Here is a 24,777-nt window from a genome sequence, read left to right as displayed (position 1 = left end):
GGAACGAGCACCATGAAGAAGATTCTCTGCGCAGAGCGTCATGACTGGAAACAGACGGCCGAAAGTCTTGGGTTTCTGTTCCATACCATCGACGACGAACCCTATTGGGACGAGAGCGCGTATTACCAGTTCACGCTCAAACAGATCGAGAACGATCTCGAAGACCCGACCACCGAGATTCATGAGATGTGCATGGACCTGGTGGCCCGCGTGGTTCAGAGCGAGGAGTTGCTGGAGCGCCTGAGCATTCCTGCGCCATTCTTCGACATGGTTCGCACTTCATGGCTCGAAGGCCACCCGCACCTGTATGGACGCATGGATTTCTCCTACAACGGCACCGGTCCCGCCAAGTTGCTGGAACTGAACTACGACACGCCGACCAGCCTGTATGAGGCCGCGGCGTTTCAGTGGGGCTGGCTGGAGCAATGTATCGAGCGCGGCTTGCTGCCCAAGCATGCCGACCAGTTCAATAGCATCGACACCAAGCTGCACCAGGCCTTTGCCCAACTGCAGCTCAAACAGCCCTTCTATTTCGCTTCGATGAAAGACTCGGTCGAAGACAAAGGCACCACCGACTATCTGCGCTTGATCGCGGAAAAGGTCGGCATCGAATCACGGCACATCGATATCGAGGACATCGGTCTCACCAGTGATGGACGTTTCGTCGACCTCGAAGATCGCTGGATCCCTCACCTGTTCAAGCTGCATGCCTGGGAGTTCATCTTCCACGAACCCTTTGGGGCAGCGATTGCTCAGAGCGATACACAGTTTTTCGAACCAGCCTGGAAATCGATCATTTCCAACAAGGGCATCCTGCCGCTGCTGTGGGAGTTCAACAAAGGTCACCCGAACCTGCTCGCCGCGCACCTGGATACCGACCCGGGCAAAGCGGTGCCCAAAGGCTGGGTGCGCAAGCCGTTCTTCTCCCGGGAAGGCGCCAACATCGAGCTGCAAACCGCTGACGGTCTGATCGTGAAAGAGGACGGCCCCTACACCGACGCACCTTTTATCCTTCAGGAGTTCGCCCCACTGCCGAAGTTTGGCGACAGCTTTACGCTGGTTGGCTCTTGGGTGATCGGCGATCAGGCGGCCGGTATTGGCGTGCGGGAAGACAACAGTTTGATCACCAAGGATTCGAGCCGTTTCTTGCCGCACCTGATACTCGATTGATCCATCCATCGCCGGTGTGGACATAAGTACGATGCCCGCAAGACTTACGGCTGAAATACCGGATAATGGCGGCCAAATCGTCTAGCCCGTTATTCTGGTAATCCCCCATGGAAATCAAGGTCAACTTTCTCGACAACCTTCGGCTTGAAGCCAAGTTCGATGACTTCACGGTGGTGGCCGATCAACCTATCCGCTACAAGGGCGATGGCTCGGCACCAGGTCCATTCGACTACTTCCTGGCTTCGTCGGCGTTGTGTGCAGCTTATTTCGTGAAGTTGTACTGCGACACTCGCAGTATTCCCACCGATAACATCCGCCTGTCGCAGAACAACATTGTTGATCCGGAAAATCGCTACAACCAGATTTTCAAGATTCAGGTCGAGTTGCCGGCGGACATCTCCGACAAGGACCGCCAGGGCATCCTGCGCTCCATCGACCGTTGCACCGTGAAAAAAGTGGTGCAAGCCGGGCCTGAGTTTGTGATCGAAGAAGTCGAAAACCTCGACGCCGATGCCCAGGCGCTGCTAATGCCTGCGTCCAGTTCAGAGGCGAGCACTTATATCGTGGGCAAGGATCTGCCGCTGGAGCAAACCATCGCCAATATGTCAGCCATTCTGGCGGACCTGGGCATGAAGATTGAAATCGCCTCGTGGCGCAATATCGTGCCCAATGTGTGGTCGCTGCATATCCGCGATGCGCACTCGCCGATGTGCTTTACCAACGGCAAAGGTGCGACCAAGGAAGGCGCGTTGGCGTCTGCGTTGGGCGAGTTTATCGAGCGACTCAACTGCAACTTCTTCTACAACGACCAGTTCTGGGGCGAAGACATCGCCAACGCAACGTTTGTACATTACCCGGACGAACGCTGGTTCAAGCCTGGCCGAAAAGATGAGCTGCCAACTGAAATTCTCGACGAGTACTGCCTGAAGATTTACAACCGCGACGGCGAGTTGCGTGGCTCCCATCTGATCGATACCAACTCGGGCAATGAAGAGCGCGGCATCTGCTCGCTGCCGTACGTGCGCCAGTCGGACGGCGAGGTGGTGTATTTTCCGTCCAACTTGATTGAAAACCTGTTCCTGAGCAACGGCATGAGTGCCGGTAACACGCTGGCCGAAGCCCAGGTGCAGTGCCTGTCGGAGATCTTCGAGCGCGCGGTAAAACGCGAAATCATCGAAGGTGAATTTGCATTGCCGGATGTGCCGGCCGATGTACTGGCGAAGTACCCCGGGATACTGGCCGGTATTCAGGCCCTGGAAGAGCAAGGGTTCCCCGTGCTGGTGAAGGATGCATCCCTGGGCGGTGAATTCCCGGTGATGTGTGTCACTTTGATGAACCCGCGTACCGGCGGTGTGTTCGCCTCGTTCGGCGCGCACCCGAGCCTGGAAGTGGCGCTGGAACGCAGCCTGACCGAATTGCTGCAGGGCCGCAGCTTCGAAGGCCTCAACGACTTGCCCCAGCCGACTTTTGAAGGGCATGCGGTGACCGAGCCGAATAACTTCGTCGAGCACTTTATCGACTCCAGCGGCGTGGTGTCGTGGCGCTTCTTCAGTGCCAAGTCGGATTACGAATTCGTGGAATGGGACTTCTCCGGCCAGGGTGAAAACTCGAACGCCGAGGAAGCCGCGACCTTGTTCGGCATTCTCGAAGGCATGGGCAAGGAAGTGTACATGGCGGTCTACGAGCATATCGGCGCGAAGGCGTGCCGCATCCTGGTGCCGAACTATTCAGAAATCTATCCCGCGGACGATCTGATCTGGGATAACACCAACAAAGCGCTGTTCTTCCGCGCCGATATCCTGAACCTGCATCGCCTGGACGAAGACGAACTGCAAGCGCTGGTTGAGCGCCTGGTGGAAAGCGAGCTGGACGACTACACCGACATCACCACCTTGATCGGCATCGAATTTGACGACAATACGGCTTGGGGTCAGCTGACGATCCTGGAGTTGAAGCTGCTGATTTATCTCGCCTTGCAGCGATTTGAAGAGGCGAAAGAGGCGGTTGAAATGTTCCTGCAGTACAACGACAACACGGTTGAGCGTGGCTTGTTCTACCAGGCCGTCAACGTGGTGCTGGAGATGAAGCTGGACGAAGACCTGGAGCTGGAAGACTACGAGGCCAATTTCCGCCGGATGTTTGGTAACGAGCGAACGGATGCAGCGATCGGATCGGTGGACGGCAGCATGCGTTTCCATGGCTTGACGCCGACCAGCATGGAACTGGAGGGGCTCGACAGGCACCTGCGGTTGATCGATAGCTACAAGAAACTGCACATGGCGCGGGCAAACGTGACTAACTTATCCCGTTAACAGCGCCAACAAAAAAGCGAAGCCAGATCACTGGCTTCGCTTTTTTATTACTGACTGGATAGCTGCTTTTTAGAACGGGATATCGTCATCAAAGCTGTCGAAATCCGGAGCCGGCTGAGGAGCGGCCTGCTGCTGTGGAGCCGGACGCGACTGTTGCGGTGCCGACTGCTGCGGACGCGGAGCCTGCTGGCGTGGGGCTGGAGCGGATTGCTGGTAGTTATTGCCCCCGCCTTGTTGGTCGCCCTGCTGTGGACGACCGCCCAGCAGTTGCATGGTGCCTTGCATGTCGACCACGATTTCAGTGGTGTAACGCTTGATACCGTCTTTTTCCCACTCGCGGGTCTGCAGCTTGCCTTCGATGTACACCTGCGAACCTTTGCGCAGGTATTCGCCGGCAATTTCGGCAACCTTGCCGAACATCGAAACACGGTGCCATTCGGTCTTCTCGACCTTCTGACCGGTTTGCTTGTCGGTCCACTGTTCGCTGGTCGCCAGACTCAGGTTGGTCACGGCGTTACCGTTAGGCAAGTAGCGAACTTCGGGATCCTGGCCGCAAGTGCCGACCAATATGACTTTGTTAACCCCACGGGCCATAACGTTCTCCTAGGCTACGCACGCTGCCCCGGCCGGGTTGTTCACCAGGCGCTCAAGGGTGGTGCGATCCAATAGTTCTGTGTCCAATTTGATGTAAATCGCCGCTTCATCTTCGACGATCACTGCATCTGTTACCCCTACGACGGCCTTCAGGCGCTCGACCAGACCCGCTTCGCGGATCGCCTCGGGCGACAATGGCAAGCGCAGGCTCGTGACGTAAGGTGGTTCGCGCATGGTAACAGCAAAGGCCAGCCAGAGGGCAGCCAGGCCGGCGCATCCGAGGAATACAACCGACAAACCGCCGTGCTGGAACATCCAGCCGCCGAGGATCCCGCCCAGCGCCGAACCGAGGAACTGACTGGTGGAATAAACCCCCATTGCCGTGCCCTTGCCGCCCGCCGGTGAAACCTTGCTGATCAGCGATGGCAAGGAGGCTTCCAGCAGATTGAACGCGGTAAAGAACACCACCGTACCAATCACCAGAGCCCGCAAGCTATCGCCGAACTGCCAGAAGAATAGCTCAGTGAACATCAGCGTCACGACGGCACCGAGCAAAACTCGTTTCATTTTGCGTCTCTTCTCGCCATAGATAATGAACGGGATCATGGCGAAGAAGGAAATCAGCAGCGCGGTCAGGTACACCCACCAGTGCTGCTCTTTGGGCAGCCCGGCTTTTTCGACCAGGGCCAGGGGCAATGCAACGAAGCTTGACATCAACATCGCGTGCAACACAAAAATGCCCAGATCCAGGCGCAGCAGATCCGGGTGCTTGAGTGTCGGTATCAGCGCCTGTCGCGCAACGCCGGACTCGCGGTGCTGCAACGGCCCGGTTGCGCGCGGCACCATGAACATCACGATGACGATGCCGACCAGCGCCATGCCACCGGTGGCGAAGAACAACCCGGACAGGCCAAAAACACGGGTCAGCAATGGTCCTGCAACCATGGCGACAGCGAACGACAGACCAATCGTCATGCCGATCATGGCCATGGCTTTGGTCCGATGCTGTTCCCGGGTCAGGTCTGACAGCAACGCCATGACCGCCGCGGAAATCGCCCCGGCGCCTTGCAGGATGCGTCCGGCGATGACACCCCAGATCGAATCGGCATTGGCCGCCAGCACACTCCCCAGGGCGAAGATGATCAGCCCCAGGTAAATCACCGGTCGGCGACCGATGCGGTCGGAAATGAAGCCGAAAGGAATCTGAAAGATCGCCTGGGTCAGGCCGTAAGCGCCAATCGCCAACCCGATGAGGGCCGGGGTCGCTCCTGCCAGGTCCATCCCATAGGTCGCCAGAACCGGCAACACCATGAACATGCCAAGCATACGGAAGGCGAACACCAGGGCCAGACCGCTTGCTGCGCGGGTCTCACTGCCACTCATGCGTTCGCTGTGGGGATCGTGCATGGAAAAACCTCATGTGAACCGGCGGCGATTCTACCAGTCCCATCGATTGACGGGGTATATCGCGACGCTATGACGCGCACAGATGAAGCAGTCTTCATGCAAGGCTGCGCGCCCGCATTTGATAGTGTGCATCCATCCAGTATTTGGCCGTATACTCCTACGTTTTCGACGCCCGCCGAGCGAGGCCACTTTGGACAAGATCCTGATTCGTGGGGCCCGAACCCACAACCTGAAGAACATCGACCTGACCCTGCCACGGGACAAACTGATCGTTATCACCGGCCTGTCCGGATCCGGCAAGTCGTCCCTGGCCTTCGATACGCTGTACGCCGAAGGCCAGCGCCGTTATGTCGAATCGCTGTCGGCCTACGCTCGGCAGTTTCTGTCGATGATGGAAAAACCTGACGTCGACACCATCGAAGGCCTGTCGCCAGCGATCTCCATCGAACAGAAGTCGACCTCGCACAACCCGCGTTCGACGGTTGGCACCATTACCGAAATCTACGACTACCTGCGCCTGCTCTACGCTCGCGTCGGTATTCCGCGCTGCCCGGATCACGACATTCCGCTGGAAGCCCAGACCGTCAGCCAGATGGTCGACCTGGTGCTTGCGCAACCGGAGGGCAGCAAACTGATGCTGCTGGCCCCGGTGATCCGCGAGCGTAAGGGCGAGCACCTTTCGGTCTTCGAAGAACTGCGCGCCCAGGGCTTTGTACGGGCCCGGGTCAACGGCAGGCTCTGCGAGCTGGACGAGTTGCCGAAGCTGGATAAACAGAAGAAGCACTCGATCGACGTCGTAGTCGACCGCTTCAAGGTCCGCGCCGATCTGCAACAACGCCTGGCCGAATCGTTCGAGACCGCGCTGAAACTGGCGGACGGTATCGCCCTTGTGGCGCCAATGGATGACGAGCCCGGCGAAGAAATCATCTTCTCTGCGCGCTTCGCCTGCCCGATCTGTGGCCACGCCATCAGCGAGCTGGAACCCAAGCTGTTCTCCTTCAATAACCCGGCCGGTGCTTGCCCTACCTGCGATGGTCTGGGGGTTAAACAGTTCTTCGATATCAAACGATTGGTGAACGGTGAACTGACCTTGGCCGAGGGCGCGATTCGCGGCTGGGACCGGCGTAACGTCTACTACTTCCAGATGCTTGGCTCACTGGCCTCCCATTACAAATTCAGCCTCGAAGTGCCGTTCAACGAGCTGCCGGCCGATCAGCAGAAATACATCCTGCATGGCAGCGGCTCGCAGAACGTCGATTTCAAGTACCTGAACGACCGTGGCGATATCGTCAAACGTTCGCACCCGTTTGAAGGCATCGTGCCGAACCTGGAACGCCGCTACCGCGAAACCGAATCGGCCTCGGTCCGTGAAGAGCTGGCCAAATTCCTCAGCACCCAGCACTGCCCGGATTGCCGCGGCACCCGTCTGCGGCGTGAGGCGCGGCACGTGTGGGTTGGCGAGAAGACCTTGCCAGCGGTGACCAATCTGCCAATCGGCGACGCCTGTGAGTATTTCGGCGTGCTGAAACTGACCGGCCGCCGTGGCGAGATCGCCGACAAGATTCTCAAGGAAATCCGCGAGCGACTGCAGTTTCTGGTCAACGTCGGCCTCGACTATTTGTCGCTGGACCGCAGTGCCGATACGCTGTCCGGCGGTGAAGCCCAGCGAATTCGTCTGGCCAGTCAGATTGGCGCCGGCCTGGTGGGGGTTCTGTACATCCTCGATGAACCGTCGATTGGTCTGCACCAGCGCGATAACGATCGATTGCTGGGCACCCTCAAACATCTGCGAGATATCGGCAACACGGTGATCGTGGTCGAGCACGACGAAGACGCGATTCGTCTGGCCGATTATGTGGTGGATATCGGCCCGGGCGCCGGGGTCCACGGTGGGCATATCGTCGCCGAAGGGACGCCGGCCGAGGTCATGGCTCACCCTGATTCGCTGACCGGCAAGTATTTGTCGGGCCGGGTGAAGATCGCAGTGCCAGCCAAACGCACGCCGCGTAACAAGAAGTTGTCGCTGTCGCTCAAGGGCGCTCGCGGCAACAATCTGCGCAATGTCGACCTGGAGATTCCGATTGGTCTGCTGACCTGCGTGACCGGTGTGTCCGGCTCAGGCAAATCGACGCTGATCAACAACACACTGTTTCCTTTGAGCGCTACCGCACTCAATGGAGCCACGACCCTGGAAGCGGCTGCTCACGAGAGCATCAAAGGTCTGGAGCATCTGGATAAAGTCGTCGACATTGACCAGAGCCCGATCGGTCGCACGCCGCGCTCCAACCCGGCGACCTACACCGGGCTATTCACGCCGATTCGCGAACTGTTCGCCGGCGTGCCGGAATCTCGCTCCCGCGGTTACGGGCCGGGGCGTTTCTCCTTCAACGTGAAGGGCGGACGCTGCGAAGCTTGTCAGGGCGATGGCCTGATCAAGGTGGAAATGCACTTCCTGCCGGACATCTATGTCCCGTGCGATGTCTGCAAGAGCAAGCGCTACAACCGCGAGACGCTGGAGATCAAGTACAAGGGCAAGAGCATCCACGAAACCCTCGAGATGACCATCGAGGAAGCCCGGGTGTTCTTCGACGCGGTTCCAGCCTTGGCGCGCAAGCTTCAGACATTGATGGACGTAGGTCTTTCGTACATCAAGCTGGGGCAATCAGCGACGACGCTTTCTGGCGGTGAAGCCCAGCGGGTGAAACTGTCTCGCGAGCTGTCCAAGCGCGATACCGGCAAGACGCTGTACATCCTCGATGAGCCGACCACCGGCCTGCACTTTGCGGATATCCAGCAACTGCTCGACGTGTTGCATCGTCTGCGCGATCACGGCAATACCGTAGTAGTGATCGAGCACAACCTGGACGTGATCAAGACCGCAGACTGGTTGGTGGACCTGGGGCCGGAAGGTGGTTCCAAAGGTGGGCAGATCATTGCCGTTGGTACGCCAGAGGAAGTGTCGGAGATGAAGCAGTCTCACACTGGCTTCTATCTCAAACCGCTGCTGGCTCGCGACAGGGCCTGAGCCGGGCCCACGAAAAAGCCCCTGTCACTTCACCAGTGACAGGGGCTTTTTTGTGCGTTTCTGTAGGAGAGAGGGCTGCCCGCGAAGGCCTCACCTCGGTCTGGCTGACACCGCGGCGTTCCCTTCGTGGGCAAGGGCAAGCCGTCCCCCTGCTCCTACAACAGCATCAGAACTGCGATTGCAGGTAATTTTCCAGACCGATCAGTTTGATCAGACCCAGCTGCTTCTCGAGCCAGTAGGTATGGTCTTCTTCGGTATCGGCCAGCTGAATACGCAGGATCTCGCGGCTGACATAATCCTTGTGCAGCTCGCAAAGCTCGATGCCCTTGCACAGAGCTGCACGAACTTTGTATTCCAGACGCAGGTCAGCGGCGAGCATGTCAGGCACAGTGGTGCCGACATCCAGATCGTCCGGACGCATACGCGGAGTGCCTTCGAGCATGAGGATCCGGCGCATCAGGGCGTCAGCGTGCTGCGCCTCTTCTTCCATCTCGTGGTTGATACGTTCGTAGAGCTCGGTGAAACCCCAGTCCTCGTACATCCGCGAATGGATGAAATATTGATCACGGGCTGCCAGTTCGCCTGTCAGCAACGTGTTGAGGTAATCGATTACGTCTGGGTGACCTTGCATCGCCCTACATCTCCCTGCTTGAAAGTCTGTAGTTTGAACCAACCTGACCGGAAGGTCACTCGCCCGACGCTATAAAAGCGAAGATATTCTTAGAAAAATAGCTTAAATAACGCAAAAACCGCCCAAATGAGGGCGGTTCTGCTTATCGTTTAGACTTAGTTAAGCTGTACGTTGAGTGCCTTTGCGATTGCTTCTCCATACGCCGGGTCGGCCTTGAAGAAATGCTGCAATTGGCGATCAACCACATCGCTGGAGACACCAGTCATTGCGCCGGCAATGTTGTTGACCAGCAGATTTTTCTGCTCATCACTCATCAGGCGGAACAGCGCACCAGCGTGGCTGTAGTAGTCGCTATCTTCGCGATGATCGTAACGATCAGCCACGCCGCTCAGGGCCAAAGCAGGTTCCGCGTAGCGCGGTGCCTGTTTCGGGGATTCTACGTAGCTGTTCGGCTCGTAGTTCGGTGCTGCACCACCATTGGCACCAAACGCCATGGAGCCATCGCGCTGGTAAGTGTTGACCGGGCTGCGAGGCGCATTCACCGGCAGTTGCTGGTGATTGGTGCCAACACGGTAGCGGTGGGCATCAGCGTAAGCGAACACGCGACCTTGCAACATGCGGTCAGGCGACAGACCAACACCCGGGACCATATTGCTCGGACCGAACGCCGCCTGCTCGACTTCAGCGAAGTAGTTCAACGGATTACGGTTGAGCTCAAGCTCGCCCACCTCGATCAATGGGAACTCTTTCTGCGACCAGGTCTTGGTCACATCGAACGGGTTCTCGTAATGGGCCTCAGCTTGGGCCTCGGTCATGATCTGGATATTGACACTCCATTTCGGGAAATCACCGCGTTCAATGGCGCCGAACAGGTCACGTTGTGCGTAATCCGGATCGGTACCCGCCAAGCGCGCTGCGTCTGCCGGATCGAGGTTCTTGATCCCTTGTTTGGTTTTGTAGTGCCACTTCACCCAGTGTCGCTCGCCATTGGCGTTGATCAGGCTATAGGTGTGGCTACCGAAGCCGTGCATGTGGCGATAGCCGTCAGGGATGCCACGGTCCGAGAACAGAATGGTGACCTGGTGCAACGCCTCAGGCGAGTGCGACCAGAAATCCCACATCATCTGCGCGCTTTTCAGGTTGCTCTGCGGCAGGCGCTTCTGGGTATGGATAAAGTCAGGGAATTTAAGCGGATCACGGATGAAGAACACCGGCGTGTTGTTACCGACGATGTCCCAGTTGCCTTCTTCTGTGTAGAACTTCAGGGCAAAACCGCGGGGATCACGCTCGGTGTCGGCCGAACCGCGTTCGCCGCCCACAGTGGAGAATCGCAGGAAGGTCGGGGTTTGTTTGCCGACGGACTCAAACAGCTTTGCGCTGGTGTACTGAGTGATATCGCGAGTTACGGTGAACGTACCGTAAGCACCTGAACCTTTGGCGTGTACACGACGCTCAGGAATGTTTTCACGGTTGAAGTGCGCAAGCTTCTCGATCAGGTGGAAATCGTCGAGCAGCAAAGGGCCACGAGGGCCGGCGGAGCGGGAATTCTGGTTGTCGGCGACAGGAGCGCCACTGGCGGTCGTAAGCGTTTTGTTTTGGCTCATGCGATCTCATCCTCTGTCAGTTGTGGAACTGCCGGCTAATCGGCGTGGGAGGGAGTATTGACCATCAATCATGGCACCTACAAATTCATTAATTTGCAGACATCAATAGAAAAATACTACCAACAATCCCGCTCATATACTGAGGGCATGAACCGCAAGGAAGCTTGTACAAACAGCGCGTTTCTTACACGCACAAAAAACCGGGCACTAGGCCCGGTTCTTTGTTTCAGACTGACGTCTTACTCAGCGGATACAGCTTCACCGCCGACAGGACGATCAACCAACTCGACGTACGCCATAGGCGCGTTGTCGCCAGTGCGGAAGCCGCACTTGAGGATGCGCAGGTAGCCACCCTCACGGGTAGCGTAACGCTTGCCCAGGTCGTTGAAGAGCTTACCAACGATAGCTTTCGAACGAGTACGGTCGAAAGCCAGACGGCGGTTAGCCAGGCTGTCTGTCTTGGCCAAAGTGATCAGCGGCTCAGCAACGCGGCGCAGTTCTTTGGCTTTTGGCAGTGTAGTTTTGATCAGCTCGTGCTCGAACAGCGACACCGCCATGTTTTGAAACATGGCCTTGCGGTGCGAGCTGGTGCGGCTCAGGTGACGACCACTTTTACGATGACGCATGGTTCATTCCTTACCAAACACAACGTTCGGTGATTACGACGATCAGGCAGTCGCCTTGTCGTCCTTCTTAAGACTTGCAGGCGGCCAGTTGTCGAGGCGCATGCCGAGGGACAGACCGCGGGAGGCCAGAACGTCCTTGATTTCAGTCAAGGATTTCTTGCCAAGGTTCGGAGTCTTCAACAGCTCTACTTCGGTACGCTGAATCAGGTCACCGATGTAGTAGATGTTTTCCGCCTTAAGGCAGTTAGCCGAACGTACAGTCAGTTCCAGATCGTCAACCGGGCGAAGCAGGATCGGATCGATCTCGTCTTCCTGCTCGACAACCACTGGCTCACTGTCACCTTTGAGATCGACGAACGCAGCCAACTGCTGTTGCAGAATGGTTGCAGCGCGGCGGATAGCCTCTTCAGGATCCAGGGTACCATTGGTTTCCAGATCAATAACCAGCTTGTCCAGGTTAGTACGCTGCTCGACACGGGCGTTTTCCACCACGTATGCGATACGGCGAACCGGGCTGAACGAAGAGTCAAGCTGCAAGCGACCGATGCTGCGGCTTTCGTCTTCATCGCTCTGACGCGAGTCTGCCGGCTCATAACCACGACCACGAGCTACGGTGAGCTTCATGTTCAGGGCGCCGTTAGACGCCAGGTTAGCGATTACGTGATCGGGGTTAACGATCTCGACATCATGATCCAGCTGAATATCGGCAGCGGTAACCACCCCCGAACCCTTCTTCGACAAGGTCAGCGTAACTTCGTCTCGACCGTGCAGCTTGATAGCCAGACCTTTAAGGTTCAACAGGATTTCAATTACGTCTTCCTGTACACCTTCGATGGCGCTGTACTCATGGAGTACACCGTCAATCTCGGCCTCGACTACTGCACAGCCGGGCATTGAGGACAACAGGATGCGGCGCAGCGCGTTGCCCAGGGTGTGGCCGAAACCACGCTCGAGAGGCTCGAGAGTGATCTTGGCGCGGGTTGGACTGACAACCTGCACATCAATATGGCGGGGTGTCAGGAACTCATTTACCGAAATCTGCATGGATGCACCTATTTTCTAGCCCTTACTTGGAGTAGAGCTCGACAATCAGGCTTTCGTTGATGTCGGCGGACAGATCACTGCGAGCTGGAACGTTCTTGAAAACGCCCGACTTCTTCTCAGTGTCTACTTCTACCCATTCTACGCGGCCACGTTGGGCACACAGATCGAGAGCTTGGACAATGCGAAGTTGGTTCTTTGCTTTCTCGCGAACTGCGACCACGTCACCAGCACGAACCTGGTAAGACGGAACGTTTACGGTCTGACCGTTAACGCTGATCGACTTGTGCGATACCAGCTGGCGGGATTCGGCACGAGTAGAGCCAAAACCCATACGGTATACAACGTTGTCCAGACGGCATTCGAGCAGCTGCAACAGGTTTTCGCCAGTTGCGCCTTTCTTGCCAGCAGCTTCTTTGTAGTAGCCGCTGAATTGACGCTCGAGAACGCCGTAGATACGACGGACCTTCTGCTTTTCACGCAGTTGGGTGCCGTAATCGGACTGGCGACCGCGGCGTTGGCCGTGGATACCAGGTGCTGCTTCGATGTTGCACTTCGATTCGATCGCGCGCACGCCGCTCTTCAGAAAGAGATCGGTGCCTTCGCGACGAGCGAGTTTGCATTTTGGACCAATGTAACGAGCCATTCTTTACAATCTCCTGGATTACACGCGGCGCTTCTTCGGCGGACGGCACCCGTTGTGCGGGATTGGCGTCACGTCGGTGATGCTGGCGATCTTGTAGCCACAGCCGTTCAAAGCGCGGACTGCGGATTCACGACCTGGGCCTGGACCTTTGACGTTAACGTCGAGGTTTTTCAGGCCGTATTCCAGCGCAGCTTGACCAGCACGTTCAGCAGCTACTTGAGCAGCGAACGGGGTGGATTTGCGGGAACCGCGGAAACCCGAACCACCGGAGGTAGCCCAGGAAAGAGCGTTGCCTTGACGGTCGGTGATGGTCACGATTGTGTTGTTAAAAGAAGCATGGATGTGGGCAATGCCATCAACCACTGTCTTTTTAACTTTTTTACGAGGACGAGCAGCAGGTTTAGCCATGATTAATTTCCTGTCGATTCGCTGGGGCGATTACTTGCGGATCGGCTTACGCGGACCTTTACGGGTACGCGCGTTAGTCTTGGTACGCTGACCGCGTACTGGAAGACCACGACGATGACGCAGACCGCGATAGCAACCGAGGTCCATCAAACGCTTGATTTTCATGTTGATTTCGCGACGCAGGTCACCTTCAGTGGTGAACTTCGCCACTTCGCCACGCAGCTGTTCAATCTGCTCGTCGCTCAGATCCTTGATCTTTGCGGCTGGGTTTACCCCAGTCACTGCACAAATTTTCTGTGCAGTAGTGCGACCAACACCATAGATGTAGGTCAGCGAGATAACAGTATGCTTGTTATCTGGAATGTTAACGCCTGCAATACGGGCCATTCAGTGGGACTCCAATTGACAGCTACCTACGCCCCGGAAGCCAAGAAATAGGGCGCGAGATAATATCGCTGTAATAACAAATAATCAACCCGGCAGCGCACTAGCTGCCGGGCTTGAAGCACAATCACACTCAGCCTTGGCGCTGTTTGTGACGCGGTTCCGCGCTGCAAATTACTCGAACAACACCTTCGCGGCGAATAATCTTGCAGTTACGGCACAGCTTTTTCACCGATGCACGAACTTTCATCACCAACTCCTCGAACCTTATGGGTACTCAGCGCAACATGCCGCTGCCGTAACCCTTCAGGTTGGCTTTCTTCATCAGGGATTCGTACTGGTGCGAAACGAGGTGCGATTGTACTTGGGACATGAAGTCCATCACAACCACGACGACGATCAGCAACGAGGTCCCGCCAAGGTAGAACGGAACGTTTGCCGCAACCACCAGGAACTGGGGCAACAGACACACGGCCGTCATATATAGAGCACCGAACAGGGTCAAACGAGTCAGAACGCCATCAATGTAGCGCGCAGACTGCTCACCTGGACGGATGCCCGGAATAAAGGCACCGGACTTCTTCAGGTTTTCCGCTACGTCTTTCGGATTGAACATCAACGCCGTATAGAAGAAGCAGAAGAAAATAATCCCTGCACTAAACAGCAGAATATTCAACGGCTGACCAGGAGCGATCGACTGCGAGATGTCCTGCAGCCAGCCCATACCTTCAGACTGACCAAACCAGGTACCCAACGAAGCCGGGAACAGCAAAATGCTGCTCGCGAAAATGGCTGGAATAACACCGGCCATGTTCACCTTCAACGGCAAGTGGCTAGTCTGCGCAGCAAAGACCTTACGGCCCTGCTGACGCTTGGCGTAATGAACAGCAATACGACGCTGACCACGCTCAATGAACACCACGAAACCGATAATCGCTACTGCCAGCAAACCGATGGCAACCAAGGCAAAAATGTTGATATCACCCTGACGCGCAGACTCGAAAGACTGCCCGATCGCTCTCGGAAGACCGGCGACGATACCTGCGAAAATCAACATCGAGATACCGTTGCCAACACCACGCTCAGTAATCTGCTCACCCAGCCACATCATGAACATCGCACCAGCCACAAAAGTGGATACCGCGACGAAATGGAAGCCAAAGTCACCAGTGAACGCAACACCCTGCCCCGCCAGACCAATGGACATGCCAATGGCCTGAACGAGAGCGAGGACGACAGTGCCGTAGCGGGTGTACTGAGCGATCTTGCGACGCCCAGCTTCACCTTCCTTCTTCAACTGTTCCAGCTGCGGGCTGACGGCGGTCATCAGTTGCATGATGATCGATGCCGAAATGTACGGCATGATCCCCAGCGCAAAGATGCTCATCCGTTCCAGCGCGCCGCCGGAAAACATGTTGAACAAGCTAAGAATGGTCCCCTCATTCTGTCGAAACAGGTCCGCGAGTCGGTCCGGGTTGATACCTGGAACCGGGATGTGTGCGCCTATTCGGTAGACGATAATCGCCAAGAATAGAAAACGCAGACGAGCCCAGAGTTCAGACATACCGCCTTTGCCGAGCGCAGAGAGAGCACCTTGCTTAGCCATTTATTCCTCGAACTTGCCGCCAGCTGCTTCGATAGCCGCACGCGCACCTTTGGTGGCGCCGATTCCCTTTCCGATGGTAACAGCGCGAGTAACTTCGCCGGACAGCATGATTTTCACACGCTGTACGTTGACGTTGATCACGTTGGCATCTTTCAGGGACTGCACGGTGACGATGTCGCCTTCCACTTTAGCCAGCTCGGACAAACGCACTTCTGCGCGATCCATGGCCTTCAAGGAAACGAAACCGAACTTCGGCAGGCGACGATGCAGCGGCTGTTGACCGCCTTCAAAGCCTGGAGCAATGGTGCCACCGGAGCGGGAGGACTGACCTTTGTGGCCACGGCCACCGGTCTTGCCCAAACCACTACCGATACCACGGCCCGGACGATGCTTTTCGCGACGGGAACCCGGCGCTGGACTCAGATCATTGAGTTTCATCGATTAACCCTCGACACGCAGCATGTAGTAAGCCTTGTTGATCATCCCGCGATTCTCGGGAGTATCAAGTACTTCTACAGTGTGACCGATGCGACGCAGACCCAGACCCTTAACGCACAGTTTGTGGTTAGGGATGCGGCCGGTCATGCTTTTGATCAGCGTAACTTTAACGGTAGCCATGATCAGAAGATCTCCTTGACGCTTTTGCCACGCTTGGCGGCAATGGATTCAGGAGACTGCATAGCTTTCAAACCTTTGAAAGTGGCGTGAACCACGTTTACCGGGTTAGTCGAGCCGTAGCACTTGGCCAGAACGTTCTGAACGCCAGCAACTTCGAGGACAGCACGCATAGCGCCGCCAGCGATGATACCGGTACCTTCAGAAGCAGGCTGCATGTACACCTTCGAAGCGCCATGGGCGGACTTCATTGCGTACTGCAGAGTGGTGCCGTTCAGATCAACTTGGATCATGTTGCGGCGAGCAGCTTCCATTGCCTTCTGGATCGCAGCAGGCACTTCACGCGACTTGCCACGGCCGAAGCCAACACGCCCTTTACCATCACCAACCACGGTCAACGCGGTGAAAGTGAAGATACGGCCGCCTTTAACGGTTTTGGCTACGCGGTTAACTTGAACCAGCTTCTCGATGTAGCCTTCGTCGCGCTTTTGGTCGTTATTTGACATAACTTAGAACTCCAGCCCAGCTTCACGAGCAGCATCAGCCAGCGCCTTGACGCGGCCGTGATACTTGAAGCCAGAGCGGTCGAAAGCCACCTGCGAGACGCCAGCGGCTTTAGCACGCGTAGCGACCAGCTGGCCAACCTTAGTGGCCGCGTCGATGTTGCCAGTGGCGCCATCACGCAGTTCTTTATCCAAAGTCGAGGCACTTGCCAGGACTTTGTTGCCGTCGGCCGAAATGACCTGGGCGTAGATGTGCTGCGACGAGCGGAACACGCAGAGACGCACGACTTCGAGTTCGTGCATTTTCAGGCGTGCTTTGCGAGCGCGACGCAGTCGAGTAACTTTTTTGTCGGTCATTTGCTATGCCCTACTTCTTCTTGGCTTCTTTACGACGGACGACTTCGTCCGCGTAGCGCACACCTTTGCCTTTGTACGGCTCTGGTGGACGGAAGTCGCGGATCTCGGCGGCCACTTGACCTACCAGCTGCTTATCGATGCCCTTGATCAGGATATCGGTCTGGCTAGGAGTCTCAGCGGTGATGCCTTCCGGCAGTTCATAATCCACTGGATGCGAGAAGCCAAGAGCCAGGTTCAGCACTGTGCCTTTTGCTTGCGCTTTGTAACCAACACCGACCAGCTGGAGCTTACGCTCGAAGCCTTGGCTTACGCCTTGGACCATGTTGTTAACCAACGCACGAGTGGTACCAGCCATTGCGCGAGTTTGTTGATCGCCATTGCGAGCAGCGAAACGCAGCTCACCAGCTTCTTCAACGATCTCAACGGACGAATGGATGTTCAGTTCGAGAGTACCCTTGGCACCCTTCACCGAAAGCTGTTGGCCTGCGAATTTGACTTCGACACCGGCTGGCAGCTTAACGGGGTTCTTAGCGACGCGTGACATGCTTATCCCCCCTTAGAACACAGTGCAAAGAACTTCGCCGCCGACACCGGCAGCGCGCGCAGCACGATCCGTCATCACACCTTTGTTGGTGGAGACGATAGACACACCGAGACCGCCACGAACTTTTGGCAGATCATCGACGGACTTGTACTGACGCAGGCCTGGACGGCTAACGCGCTTCACTTCCTCGATGACCGGACGGCCTTCGAAGTACTTCAGCTCGATGGACAGCAGTGGTTTGATTTCGCTGCTGATCTGATAACCCGCAATGTAACCTTCATCCTTCAGGACTTTGGCAACAGCTACCTTCAAAGTAGAAGATGGCATGCTTACGACGGACTTTTCAGCCATCTGGGCATTACGGATTCGAGTTAGCATGTCCGCTAACGGGTCCTGCATACTCATGGGCTAGACGCTCCTAATACACAAAAAATTAGCCTTGCGGCTACTACGTGTCGCCGAGTACATCCGCGCGAAAAAAGCACGGGCTCAGGCGAGCCGGGTATTCTAGACACACCCCACAAATGAATCAAGCCCCAATAGGGGCTTGATTCAAGTTCAAGGTCACCGATGGTCAGGATCTTGCGATCCCGAACACCGAGACTTTGATAGTGCTTACCAGCTGGCTTTAACCAGACCAGGTACGTCACCACGCATTGCAGCTTCACGCAGCTTGTTACGGCCGAGGCCGAACTTGCGGTAAACGCCGTGTGGACGACCGGTCAGGCGGCAGCGGTTACGCATGCGCGAAGCGCTTGCGTCACGTGGCTGCTTCTGCAGAGCTACTGTAGCTTCCCAACGCGCTTCTGGACTTGCGTTCAGATCAACGATGATAGCTTTCAGTGCTGCACGCTTTTTGGCGTACTTGGCAACCGTGAGCTGACGTTTCAGCTCGCGGTTTTTCATGCTCATCTTGGCCATTTTCCTACTCCAATCAGTTGCGGAACGGGAATTTGAAAGCGCGCAGCAGAGCGCGACCTTCATCATCGTTCTTGGCAGTGGTGGTCAGGGTAATGTCCAGACCGCGGAGAGCATCGATCTTGTCGTAGTCGATTTCCGGGAAGATGATCTGCTCTTTAACGCCCATGCTGTAGTTACCACGACCATCGAAGGACTTGGCATTCAGGCCGCGGAAGTCGCGCACCCGAGGCAGGGAGATCGACAGCAGACGATCCAGGAATTCGTACATACGCTCACGGCGCAGGGTCACTTTGACGCCGATCGGCCAACCTTCACGGACTTTAAAGCCAGCGATGGATTTCCGAGCGTAAGTCACAACGACTTTCTGACCAGTGATCTTTTCCAGGTCGGCAACAGCGTGCTCGATGACTTTCTTGTCACCGACCGCTTCGCCCAGACCCATGTTCAGGGTGATTTTGGTAACGCGTGGAACTTCCATCACGTTCGAAAGCTTAAGTTCTTCCTTAAGCTTCGGTGCGATTTCCTTCCAGTAAATCTCTTTTAGTCGTGCCATGGTCTTCTACCTAGCAGTGTTCAAGCATCAACCGCTTTTTGGGTCGACTTGAAGACACGAATTTTCTTGCCGTCTTCTACTTTAAAACCAACGCGATCAGCCTTGTTGGTTTCGCCGTTGAAAATGGCAACGTTGGAAGCGTGCAGTGGCGCTTCTTTCTCGACGATACCGCCTTGTACGCCCGACATCGGGTTAGGCTTGGTATGACGCTTGACCAGGTTCAGACCACCAACGACCAGACGGTCGTCAGCCAGAACCTTAAGCACCTTACCGCGCTTACCTTTGTCTTTGCCGGCGATCACGATGATCTCGTCGTCACGACGAATCTTTTGCATGTCGGATCTCCTTACAGCACTTCTGGGGCGAGCGAGACGATCTTCATGAACTTCTCAGTACGAAGTTCACGGGTCACTGGCCCAAAGATACGGGTGCCGATCGGCTCTTGCTTGTTGTTCAGAAGAACAGCAGCGTTGCCATCAAAGCGGATAATGGAGCCATCAGCACGGCGAACGCCGTGACGAGTGCGGACTACTACAGCAGTCATCACTTGGCCTTTTTTCACTTTACCGCGAGGAATTGCTTCCTTCACGGTAACTTTGATGATGTCACCGATACCAGCGTAACGACGATGGGAGCCACCCAGCACCTTGATGCACATAACACGGCGAGCGCCGCTGTTATCGGCCACATCGAGCATGGATTGAGTCTGAATCATATAATTTCTCCGACCCCTAGTCCTTAGACTTCCACAGCGCGTTCGAGAACATCAACCAGCGCCCAAGACTTAGTCTTGGCCAAAGGACGAGTTTCACGAATAGTGACTTTGTCGCCGATGTGGCACTGATTGGTTTCGTCGTGCGCGTGCAGCTTAGTCGAACGCTTAACGTATTTACCGTAGATCGGGTGCTTAACGCGACGCTCGATCAGAACGGTGATGGTTTTGTCCATCTTGTCGCTGACAACACGGCCAGTCAGCGTACGGACAGTTTTTTCGGCTTCAGCCATGATTACTTACCTGCCTGCTGGTTGAGCACAGTCTTCACGCGAGCGATGTCACGCTTAACTTGCGAGAGCAGATGAGACTGCCCCAACTGGCCAGTTGCTTTCTGCATACGCAGATTGAACTGGTCGCGCAGCAAGCCGAGCAGTTGCTCGTTCAGCTGCTGTGCGGATTTTTCACGAAGTTCATTCGCTTTCATCACATCACCGTCCGTTTAACAAAGGCGGTGGCGAGCGGCAGCTTTGCAGCAGCCAGGGCAAAAGCCTCACGCGCCAGCTCTTCAGAAACACCCTCGATTTCATACAGGACTTTGCCTGGCTGAATCTGGGCAACCCAGTACTCCACACTACCCTTACCTTTACCCATCCGAACTTCGAGTGGCTTTTTGGAAATAGGCTTGTCCGGGAATACACGGATCCAGATCTTGCCGCCACGCTTAACGTGACGGGTCAGAGCACGACGCGCTGACTCGATCTGACGAGCGGTGAGACGACCACGAGCTACAGACTTCAGCGCGAACTCGCCGAAGCTGACTTTGCTACCGCGCTGAGCCAGACCACGGTTGTGGCCTGTCATCTGCTTGCGGAACTTCGTACGCTTTGGTTGCAACATTTGGCGTACCCCTTACTTAGCAGCTTTTTTACGAGGCGCTGGTGCTTGTGGTTTCAGTTCTTCTTGGCGACCACCAATTACTTCGCCTTTGAAGATCCAAACCTTTACACCGATCACACCGTAAGTGGTGTGAGCTTCGTAGTTGGCATAGTCGATGTCGGCACGCAGGGTGTGCAGTGGCACACGACCTTCGCGATACCATTCAGTACGTGCGATTTCAGCACCGCCGAGACGACCACTCACTTGGATTTTGATGCCTTTGGCACCAATGCGCATGGCGTTCTGTACAGCGCGCTTCATAGCGCGACGGAACATTACGCGACGCTCCAGCTGCTGAGCTACGCTCTGCGCAACCAACATACCGTCGAGTTCCGGCTTGCGGATTTCTTCGATATTGATGTGCACAGGCACACCCATTTGTTTGGTCAGGTCCTGACGCAGTTTCTCAACATCTTCACCTTTCTTCCCGATAACGATACCTGGACGAGCAGTGTGGATGGTGATACGTGCAGTCTGAGCCGGACGATGGATATCGATACGGCTTACGGACGCGCTTTTTAGTTTGTCTTGGAGATACTCACGCACCTTCAGATCAGCGAACAAATAGTCCGCATAAGTCCGACCGTCTGCGTACCAGACGGAGGTGTGCTCCTTGACGATTCCCAGGCGAATGCCAATGGGATGTACTTTCTGACCCATCTCTTCGACTCCGTTACTTGTCAGCAACCTTGACAGTGATATGGCAAGACCGCTTGACGATGCGATCAGCACGGCCTTTGGCACGTGGCATGATTCGCTTCAGCGAACGCCCTTCGTTGACGAAAACGGTGCTGACCTTCAGGTCATCAACATCTGCGCCTTCGTTATGCTCGGCGTTGGCTACGGCCGACTCCAGCACTTTCTTCATGATCTCGGCGGCTTTCTTACTGCTGAAAGCCAACAGGTTGAGCGCTTCGCCCACCTTCTTCCCGCGGATCTGGTCGGCGACCAAGCGGGCTTTCTGGGCGGAGATTCGAGCGCCCGACAACTTAGCGGCTACTTCCATCGTTCCTTACCCCTTAACGCTTGGCTTTCTTGTCTGCCACGTGCCCACGATATGTGCGGGTACCGGCAAACTCGCCCAGTTTGTGGCCGACCATGTCTTCGTTCACGAGAACTGGAACATGTTGACGACCGTTATGCACTGCAATGGTCAGACCGACCATTTGTGGCAGGATCATCGAACGACGCGACCAGGTTTTAACTGGTTTGCGATCGTTCTTTTCCGCCGCCACTTCGATCTTCTTCAGTAGGTGAAGATCAATAAAAGGACCTTTTTTCAGAGAACGTGGCACTGTCGTATCCCTCTATTTACTTGCGACGACGGACGATCATTTTGTCGGTACGCTTATTACCACGAGTCTTCGCGCCCTTAGTCGGGAAGCCCCATGGCGATACCGGATGACGACCACCAGAGGTACGACCTTCACCACCACCATGTGGGTGGTCAACCGGGTTCATGGCAACACCACGAACGGTTGGGCGAACGCCACGCCAGCGTTTGGCACCAGCTTTACCCAGCGAACGCAGGCTGTGCTCGGAGTTCGAGACTTCGCCCAGGGTCGCGCGGCATTCAGCCAGCACTTTACGCATCTCACCAGAACGCAGACGCAGGGTCACGTAGACACCTTCACGAGCGATCAGCTGAGCCGAAGCACCAGCGGAACGAGCGATTTGCGCGCCTTTACCTGGCTTCAATTCGATGCCGTGTACGGTGCTACCAACTGGAATGTTACGCAGTTGCAGAGCGTTGCCCGGCTTGATCGGCGCCAAAGCACCTGCGATCAGCTGGTCACCAGCACTCACGCCTTTAGGGGCGATGATGTAGCGACGCTCGCCATCTGCGTACAGCAGCAGAGCGATGTGAGCAGTACGGTTTGGATCATATTCGATACGCTCGACGGTGGCAGAGATGCCATCTTTGTCGTTGCGACGGAAATCGACCAGACGATAATGCTGCTTATGGCCACCACCGATGTGACGAGTGGTAATGCGACCATTGTTGTTACGACCACCAGTCTTCGATTTTTTCTCGAGCAGCGGTGCGTGAGGAGCGCCTTTATGCAGCTCCTGGTTGACCACCTTGACCACAAAACGGCGGCCAGGGGAAGTCGGTTTGCATTTAACGATTGCCATGATGCACCCCTTCCTTACTCAGCACTGCTGCTGAAATCGAGATCTTGGCCTGGCTGAAGGGAGATAACTGCCTTCTTCCAGTCATTACGCTTGCCCAGACCGCGAGCAGTGCGCTTGCTCTTACCCAGAACATTCAGGGTAGTAACACGCTCTACTTTCACGCTGAACAGGCTTTCGACGGCCTTCTTGATTTCCAGCTTGGTTGCGTCAGTCGCAACCTTGAAAACGAACTGGCCTTTCTTGTCAGCCAGAACCGTAGCCTTCTCGGAAACGTGCGGGCCAAGCAGAACTTTAAATACGCGTTCCTGGTTCATCCCAGCAGCTCCTCGAATTTCTTCACGGCCGACACGGTGATCAACACCTTGTCGTATGCGATCAGACTAACTGGATCGGAACCTTGCACGTCACGTACATCAACGTGTGGCAGGTTGCGAGCAGCCAGGTACAGGTTCTGATCAACCACTTCAGACACGATCAAGACGTCAGTCAGGCCCATGCCGGTCAGTTTGTTCAGCAGATCTTTGGTCTTCGGTGCATCAACAGCGAAGTCCTGAACCACAACCAGACGATCAGTACGCACCAGCTCAGCAAGGATGGAACGCATTGCTGCGCGATACATCTTCTTGTTCAGCTTCTGGGTGTGATCCTGAGGACGAGCTGCGAAAGTGGTACCGCCGCCACGCCAGATTGGGCTACGGATAGTACCGGCACGAGCACGGCCAGTACCTTTCTGACGCCATGGGCGCTTACCGCCACCACGAACGTCGGAACGGGTCTTTTGCTGCTTGCTACCTTGACGGCCGCCGGCCATGTAGGCCACGACTGCTTGGTGAACCAGCGTCTCGTTGAATTCGCCGCCAAATGTCAGTTCGGAAACTTCGATCGCTTGAGCGTCATTTACATTTAATTGCATGTCAGCTTCCCCTTAACCGCGAGCCTTGGCTGCTGGACGTACAACCAAGTTGCCGCCAGTAGCGCCAGGAACAGCACCCTTGACCAACAACAGATTGCGTTCAGCGTCCACGCGCACTACTTCGAGGGACTGCACGGTCACGCGCTCAGCGCCCATATGACCGGACATTTTTTTGCCCTTGAATACACGACCAGGAGTCTGGCACTGGCCGATAGAGCCTGGAACGCGGTGGGACACGGAGTTACCGTGGGTATTATCTTGCCCGCGGAAGTTCCAACGCTTGATCGTACCCTGGAAGCCTTTACCCTTGGACTGACCGGTTACATCAACCAGTTGACCAGCAGCGAAGATTTCAGCGTTGATCAGATCGCCGGCCTGGTACTCGCCTTCTTCAAGGCGGAATTCCATTACGGTACGACCAGCGGCAACGTTCGCTTTAGCGAAGTGGCCAGCTTGAGCAGCTGTAACACGCGAAGCACGACGCTCGCCTACAGTGACTTGCACTGCACGATAGCCATCGGTCTCTTCAGTTTTGAACTGGGTGACGCGATTCGGCTCGATCTCAATGACCGTGACCGGAATGGAGACACCTTCTTCGGTGAAAATACGGGTCATACCGCATTTACGACCGACTACACCAATAGTCATGTTGTAAACCTCATGAGTGTACGGGGCTTTCACCCGCTATGGCCGCCCATTTCAGAGCGTTACACGACTAAGACCGAGTCTTAGCCGAGGCTGATCTGCACTTCCACACCGGCCGCAAGATCAAGCTTCATAAGTGCATCAACGGTTTTATCCGTTGGCTGGACGATGTCCAGAACGCGCTTATGAGTACGGATCTCGTACTGGTCACGCGCGTCTTTGTTGACGTGCGGGGAGACCAGAACGGTGAACCGCTCTTTACGGGTAGGCAGTGGAATTGGACCACGCACTTGAGCACCAGTACGTTTCGCGGTTTCCACGATTTCCTGGGTGGATTGGTCGATCAGGCGATGGTCAAAAGCCTTCAACCTGATACGGATTTGCTGATTTTGCATTGGATTTCAGACTCCGGCTGCTATTCCCACCGAGCGCAATACGCCCGTTAAAAGGAGGCGCAATTCTATAGACGCCCCATATAGGTGTCA

Annotated in this window: 35 protein-coding genes; 3 read left to right on the top strand and 32 right to left on the bottom strand. The window is 55.8% G+C overall.

Annotated elements, in window-relative coordinates:
• The first annotated feature begins 12 nt into the window (after positions 1–12).
• A complete protein-coding gene (locus MMG91_RS18660) occupies positions 13–1,170 on the top strand; it encodes a glutathionylspermidine synthase family protein (protein WP_310660346.1) in 1,158 nt (385 codons plus the stop codon).
• Positions 1,171–1,277: 107 nt separating this feature from the next.
• Positions 1,278–3,482, top strand: coding sequence for an OsmC domain/YcaO domain-containing protein (locus MMG91_RS18655; RefSeq protein ID WP_310660345.1), 2,205 nt, complete (start codon positions 1,278–1,280; stop codon positions 3,480–3,482).
• 69 nt (positions 3,483–3,551) lie between these two features.
• On the opposite strand, the gene MMG91_RS18650 is transcribed toward MMG91_RS18655, so the two are convergent.
• Complete coding sequence (locus MMG91_RS18650) at positions 3,552–4,076, bottom strand: single-stranded DNA-binding protein (RefSeq protein ID WP_007896798.1); 525 nt, start codon at positions 4,074–4,076, stop codon at positions 3,552–3,554.
• A gap of 9 nt (positions 4,077–4,085) precedes the next feature.
• Positions 4,086–5,483 (bottom strand): MFS transporter, encoded by a 1,398-nt coding sequence (locus MMG91_RS18645; protein ID WP_310660344.1) that lies wholly within the window; start codon positions 5,481–5,483, stop codon positions 4,086–4,088.
• Positions 5,484–5,673: 190 nt separating this feature from the next.
• Between MMG91_RS18645 and uvrA the strand changes: the two genes are divergently transcribed.
• Positions 5,674–8,508 carry an excinuclease ABC subunit UvrA gene (gene uvrA, locus MMG91_RS18640; RefSeq protein WP_305447104.1) on the top strand — a complete coding sequence of 945 codons (2,835 nt, stop codon included), beginning with the start codon at positions 5,674–5,676 and terminating at the stop codon, positions 8,506–8,508.
• Positions 8,509–8,674: 166 nt separating this feature from the next.
• Here the strand turns inward: uvrA and bfr are convergent, their stop codons facing one another.
• The 30 genes from bfr to rpsJ all read right to left on the bottom strand — a co-directional run bounded on the left by bfr (position 8,675) and on the right by rpsJ (position 24,687).
• On the bottom strand, positions 8,675–9,139 hold the full coding sequence (gene bfr / locus MMG91_RS18635) for a bacterioferritin (protein ID WP_123359019.1): 465 nt from the start codon (positions 9,137–9,139) through the stop codon (positions 8,675–8,677).
• Between the two features lie 155 nt (positions 9,140–9,294).
• A complete protein-coding gene (locus MMG91_RS18630; RefSeq protein ID WP_310660343.1) occupies positions 9,295–10,743 on the bottom strand; it encodes a catalase in 1,449 nt (482 codons plus the stop codon).
• Positions 10,744–10,982: 239 nt separating this feature from the next.
• Positions 10,983–11,369: a 50S ribosomal protein L17 gene (rplQ, locus tag MMG91_RS18625; RefSeq protein WP_007896790.1), complete on the bottom strand. Its 387-nt coding sequence runs from the start codon at positions 11,367–11,369 to the stop codon at positions 10,983–10,985.
• A gap of 42 nt (positions 11,370–11,411) precedes the next feature.
• Positions 11,412–12,413 (bottom strand): DNA-directed RNA polymerase subunit alpha, encoded by a 1,002-nt coding sequence (locus MMG91_RS18620; protein ID WP_003186012.1) that lies wholly within the window; start codon positions 12,411–12,413, stop codon positions 11,412–11,414.
• Between the two features lie 22 nt (positions 12,414–12,435).
• Positions 12,436–13,056, bottom strand: coding sequence for a 30S ribosomal protein S4 (gene rpsD, locus MMG91_RS18615; RefSeq protein WP_003176404.1), 621 nt, complete (start codon positions 13,054–13,056; stop codon positions 12,436–12,438).
• Between the two features lie 18 nt (positions 13,057–13,074).
• On the bottom strand, positions 13,075–13,464 hold the full coding sequence (gene rpsK, locus MMG91_RS18610) for a 30S ribosomal protein S11 (RefSeq protein WP_002555466.1): 390 nt from the start codon (positions 13,462–13,464) through the stop codon (positions 13,075–13,077).
• Positions 13,465–13,494: 30 nt separating this feature from the next.
• Positions 13,495–13,851, bottom strand: a complete 357-nt coding sequence (gene rpsM / locus MMG91_RS18605) for a 30S ribosomal protein S13 (RefSeq protein ID WP_003186020.1) — start codon at positions 13,849–13,851, stop codon at positions 13,495–13,497.
• Between the two features lie 130 nt (positions 13,852–13,981).
• Entirely contained in the window at positions 13,982–14,098 is a 117-nt protein-coding gene (gene rpmJ, locus MMG91_RS18600; protein ID WP_002555468.1) for a 50S ribosomal protein L36, read from the bottom strand.
• A 27-nt stretch (positions 14,099–14,125) separates the two neighbouring features.
• Positions 14,126–15,454: a preprotein translocase subunit SecY gene (gene secY / locus MMG91_RS18595; protein WP_007896784.1), complete on the bottom strand. Its 1,329-nt coding sequence runs from the start codon at positions 15,452–15,454 to the stop codon at positions 14,126–14,128.
• Positions 15,455–15,892 carry a 50S ribosomal protein L15 gene (gene rplO / locus MMG91_RS18590; protein WP_007896782.1) on the bottom strand — a complete coding sequence of 146 codons (438 nt, stop codon included), beginning with the start codon at positions 15,890–15,892 and terminating at the stop codon, positions 15,455–15,457.
• A 3-nt stretch (positions 15,893–15,895) separates the two neighbouring features.
• The gene (rpmD, locus tag MMG91_RS18585) at positions 15,896–16,072 is read right to left on the bottom strand and encodes a 50S ribosomal protein L30 (RefSeq protein WP_003186033.1); all 177 of its coding nucleotides are present in this window, start codon (positions 16,070–16,072) and stop codon (positions 15,896–15,898) included.
• Between the two features lie 2 nt (positions 16,073–16,074).
• Complete coding sequence (gene rpsE, locus MMG91_RS18580; RefSeq protein ID WP_003186035.1) at positions 16,075–16,575, bottom strand: 30S ribosomal protein S5; 501 nt, start codon at positions 16,573–16,575, stop codon at positions 16,075–16,077.
• 3 nt (positions 16,576–16,578) lie between these two features.
• Entirely contained in the window at positions 16,579–16,929 is a 351-nt protein-coding gene (gene rplR, locus MMG91_RS18575) for a 50S ribosomal protein L18 (protein WP_003186037.1), read from the bottom strand.
• Between the two features lie 10 nt (positions 16,930–16,939).
• Positions 16,940–17,473 (bottom strand): 50S ribosomal protein L6, encoded by a 534-nt coding sequence (gene rplF / locus MMG91_RS18570; RefSeq protein ID WP_003176412.1) that lies wholly within the window; start codon positions 17,471–17,473, stop codon positions 16,940–16,942.
• 12 nt (positions 17,474–17,485) lie between these two features.
• Positions 17,486–17,878, bottom strand: a complete 393-nt coding sequence (gene rpsH / locus MMG91_RS18565) for a 30S ribosomal protein S8 (RefSeq protein WP_003186040.1) — start codon at positions 17,876–17,878, stop codon at positions 17,486–17,488.
• A gap of 210 nt (positions 17,879–18,088) precedes the next feature.
• The gene (gene rpsN / locus MMG91_RS18560; protein WP_003176414.1) at positions 18,089–18,394 is read right to left on the bottom strand and encodes a 30S ribosomal protein S14; all 306 of its coding nucleotides are present in this window, start codon (positions 18,392–18,394) and stop codon (positions 18,089–18,091) included.
• Between the two features lie 13 nt (positions 18,395–18,407).
• Positions 18,408–18,947 (bottom strand): 50S ribosomal protein L5, encoded by a 540-nt coding sequence (gene rplE, locus MMG91_RS18555; protein WP_003176415.1) that lies wholly within the window; start codon positions 18,945–18,947, stop codon positions 18,408–18,410.
• A 20-nt stretch (positions 18,948–18,967) separates the two neighbouring features.
• Positions 18,968–19,282: a 50S ribosomal protein L24 gene (gene rplX, locus MMG91_RS18550; RefSeq protein WP_007896770.1), complete on the bottom strand. Its 315-nt coding sequence runs from the start codon at positions 19,280–19,282 to the stop codon at positions 18,968–18,970.
• A gap of 11 nt (positions 19,283–19,293) precedes the next feature.
• Positions 19,294–19,662: a 50S ribosomal protein L14 gene (gene rplN, locus MMG91_RS18545; RefSeq protein WP_002555479.1), complete on the bottom strand. Its 369-nt coding sequence runs from the start codon at positions 19,660–19,662 to the stop codon at positions 19,294–19,296.
• Positions 19,663–19,685: 23 nt separating this feature from the next.
• Positions 19,686–19,952 carry a 30S ribosomal protein S17 gene (gene rpsQ / locus MMG91_RS18540; RefSeq protein WP_003176419.1) on the bottom strand — a complete coding sequence of 89 codons (267 nt, stop codon included), beginning with the start codon at positions 19,950–19,952 and terminating at the stop codon, positions 19,686–19,688.
• 2 nt (positions 19,953–19,954) lie between these two features.
• The gene (gene rpmC, locus MMG91_RS18535) at positions 19,955–20,146 is read right to left on the bottom strand and encodes a 50S ribosomal protein L29 (protein WP_002555481.1); all 192 of its coding nucleotides are present in this window, start codon (positions 20,144–20,146) and stop codon (positions 19,955–19,957) included.
• The gene (gene rplP / locus MMG91_RS18530) at positions 20,146–20,559 is read right to left on the bottom strand and encodes a 50S ribosomal protein L16 (protein ID WP_007896757.1); all 414 of its coding nucleotides are present in this window, start codon (positions 20,557–20,559) and stop codon (positions 20,146–20,148) included. Before rplP ends, rpmC begins: the two co-directional genes overlap by 1 nt.
• A 12-nt stretch (positions 20,560–20,571) precedes the next feature.
• A complete protein-coding gene (gene rpsC, locus MMG91_RS18525) occupies positions 20,572–21,258 on the bottom strand; it encodes a 30S ribosomal protein S3 (protein WP_003176422.1) in 687 nt (228 codons plus the stop codon).
• Positions 21,259–21,271: 13 nt separating this feature from the next.
• Positions 21,272–21,604, bottom strand: coding sequence for a 50S ribosomal protein L22 (gene rplV, locus MMG91_RS18520; RefSeq protein ID WP_003103908.1), 333 nt, complete (start codon positions 21,602–21,604; stop codon positions 21,272–21,274).
• 13 nt (positions 21,605–21,617) lie between these two features.
• The gene (gene rpsS, locus MMG91_RS18515; RefSeq protein ID WP_002555486.1) at positions 21,618–21,893 is read right to left on the bottom strand and encodes a 30S ribosomal protein S19; all 276 of its coding nucleotides are present in this window, start codon (positions 21,891–21,893) and stop codon (positions 21,618–21,620) included.
• A gap of 16 nt (positions 21,894–21,909) precedes the next feature.
• Positions 21,910–22,734 carry a 50S ribosomal protein L2 gene (rplB, locus tag MMG91_RS18510; RefSeq protein ID WP_003176423.1) on the bottom strand — a complete coding sequence of 275 codons (825 nt, stop codon included), beginning with the start codon at positions 22,732–22,734 and terminating at the stop codon, positions 21,910–21,912.
• A 14-nt stretch (positions 22,735–22,748) separates the two neighbouring features.
• The gene (rplW, locus tag MMG91_RS18505; RefSeq protein ID WP_002555488.1) at positions 22,749–23,048 is read right to left on the bottom strand and encodes a 50S ribosomal protein L23; all 300 of its coding nucleotides are present in this window, start codon (positions 23,046–23,048) and stop codon (positions 22,749–22,751) included.
• Positions 23,045–23,647, bottom strand: coding sequence for a 50S ribosomal protein L4 (rplD, locus tag MMG91_RS18500; RefSeq protein WP_007896707.1), 603 nt, complete (start codon positions 23,645–23,647; stop codon positions 23,045–23,047). Before rplD ends, rplW begins: the two co-directional genes overlap by 4 nt.
• A gap of 12 nt (positions 23,648–23,659) precedes the next feature.
• Positions 23,660–24,295 carry a 50S ribosomal protein L3 gene (gene rplC / locus MMG91_RS18495; protein WP_003186059.1) on the bottom strand — a complete coding sequence of 212 codons (636 nt, stop codon included), beginning with the start codon at positions 24,293–24,295 and terminating at the stop codon, positions 23,660–23,662.
• A gap of 80 nt (positions 24,296–24,375) precedes the next feature.
• Entirely contained in the window at positions 24,376–24,687 is a 312-nt protein-coding gene (rpsJ, locus tag MMG91_RS18490) for a 30S ribosomal protein S10 (RefSeq protein WP_003186070.1), read from the bottom strand.
• Between the last annotated feature and the right edge of the window lie 90 nt (positions 24,688–24,777).

Origin of the sequence: Pseudomonas sp. JL3, from assembly GCF_031570575.1 — a bacterium.
GTDB lineage: Bacteria > Pseudomonadota > Gammaproteobacteria > Pseudomonadales > Pseudomonadaceae > Aquipseudomonas > Aquipseudomonas cucumis.
Note: the sequence above shows the minus strand (reverse complement) of the source record. Positions and strands in the feature narration are given on the sequence as shown.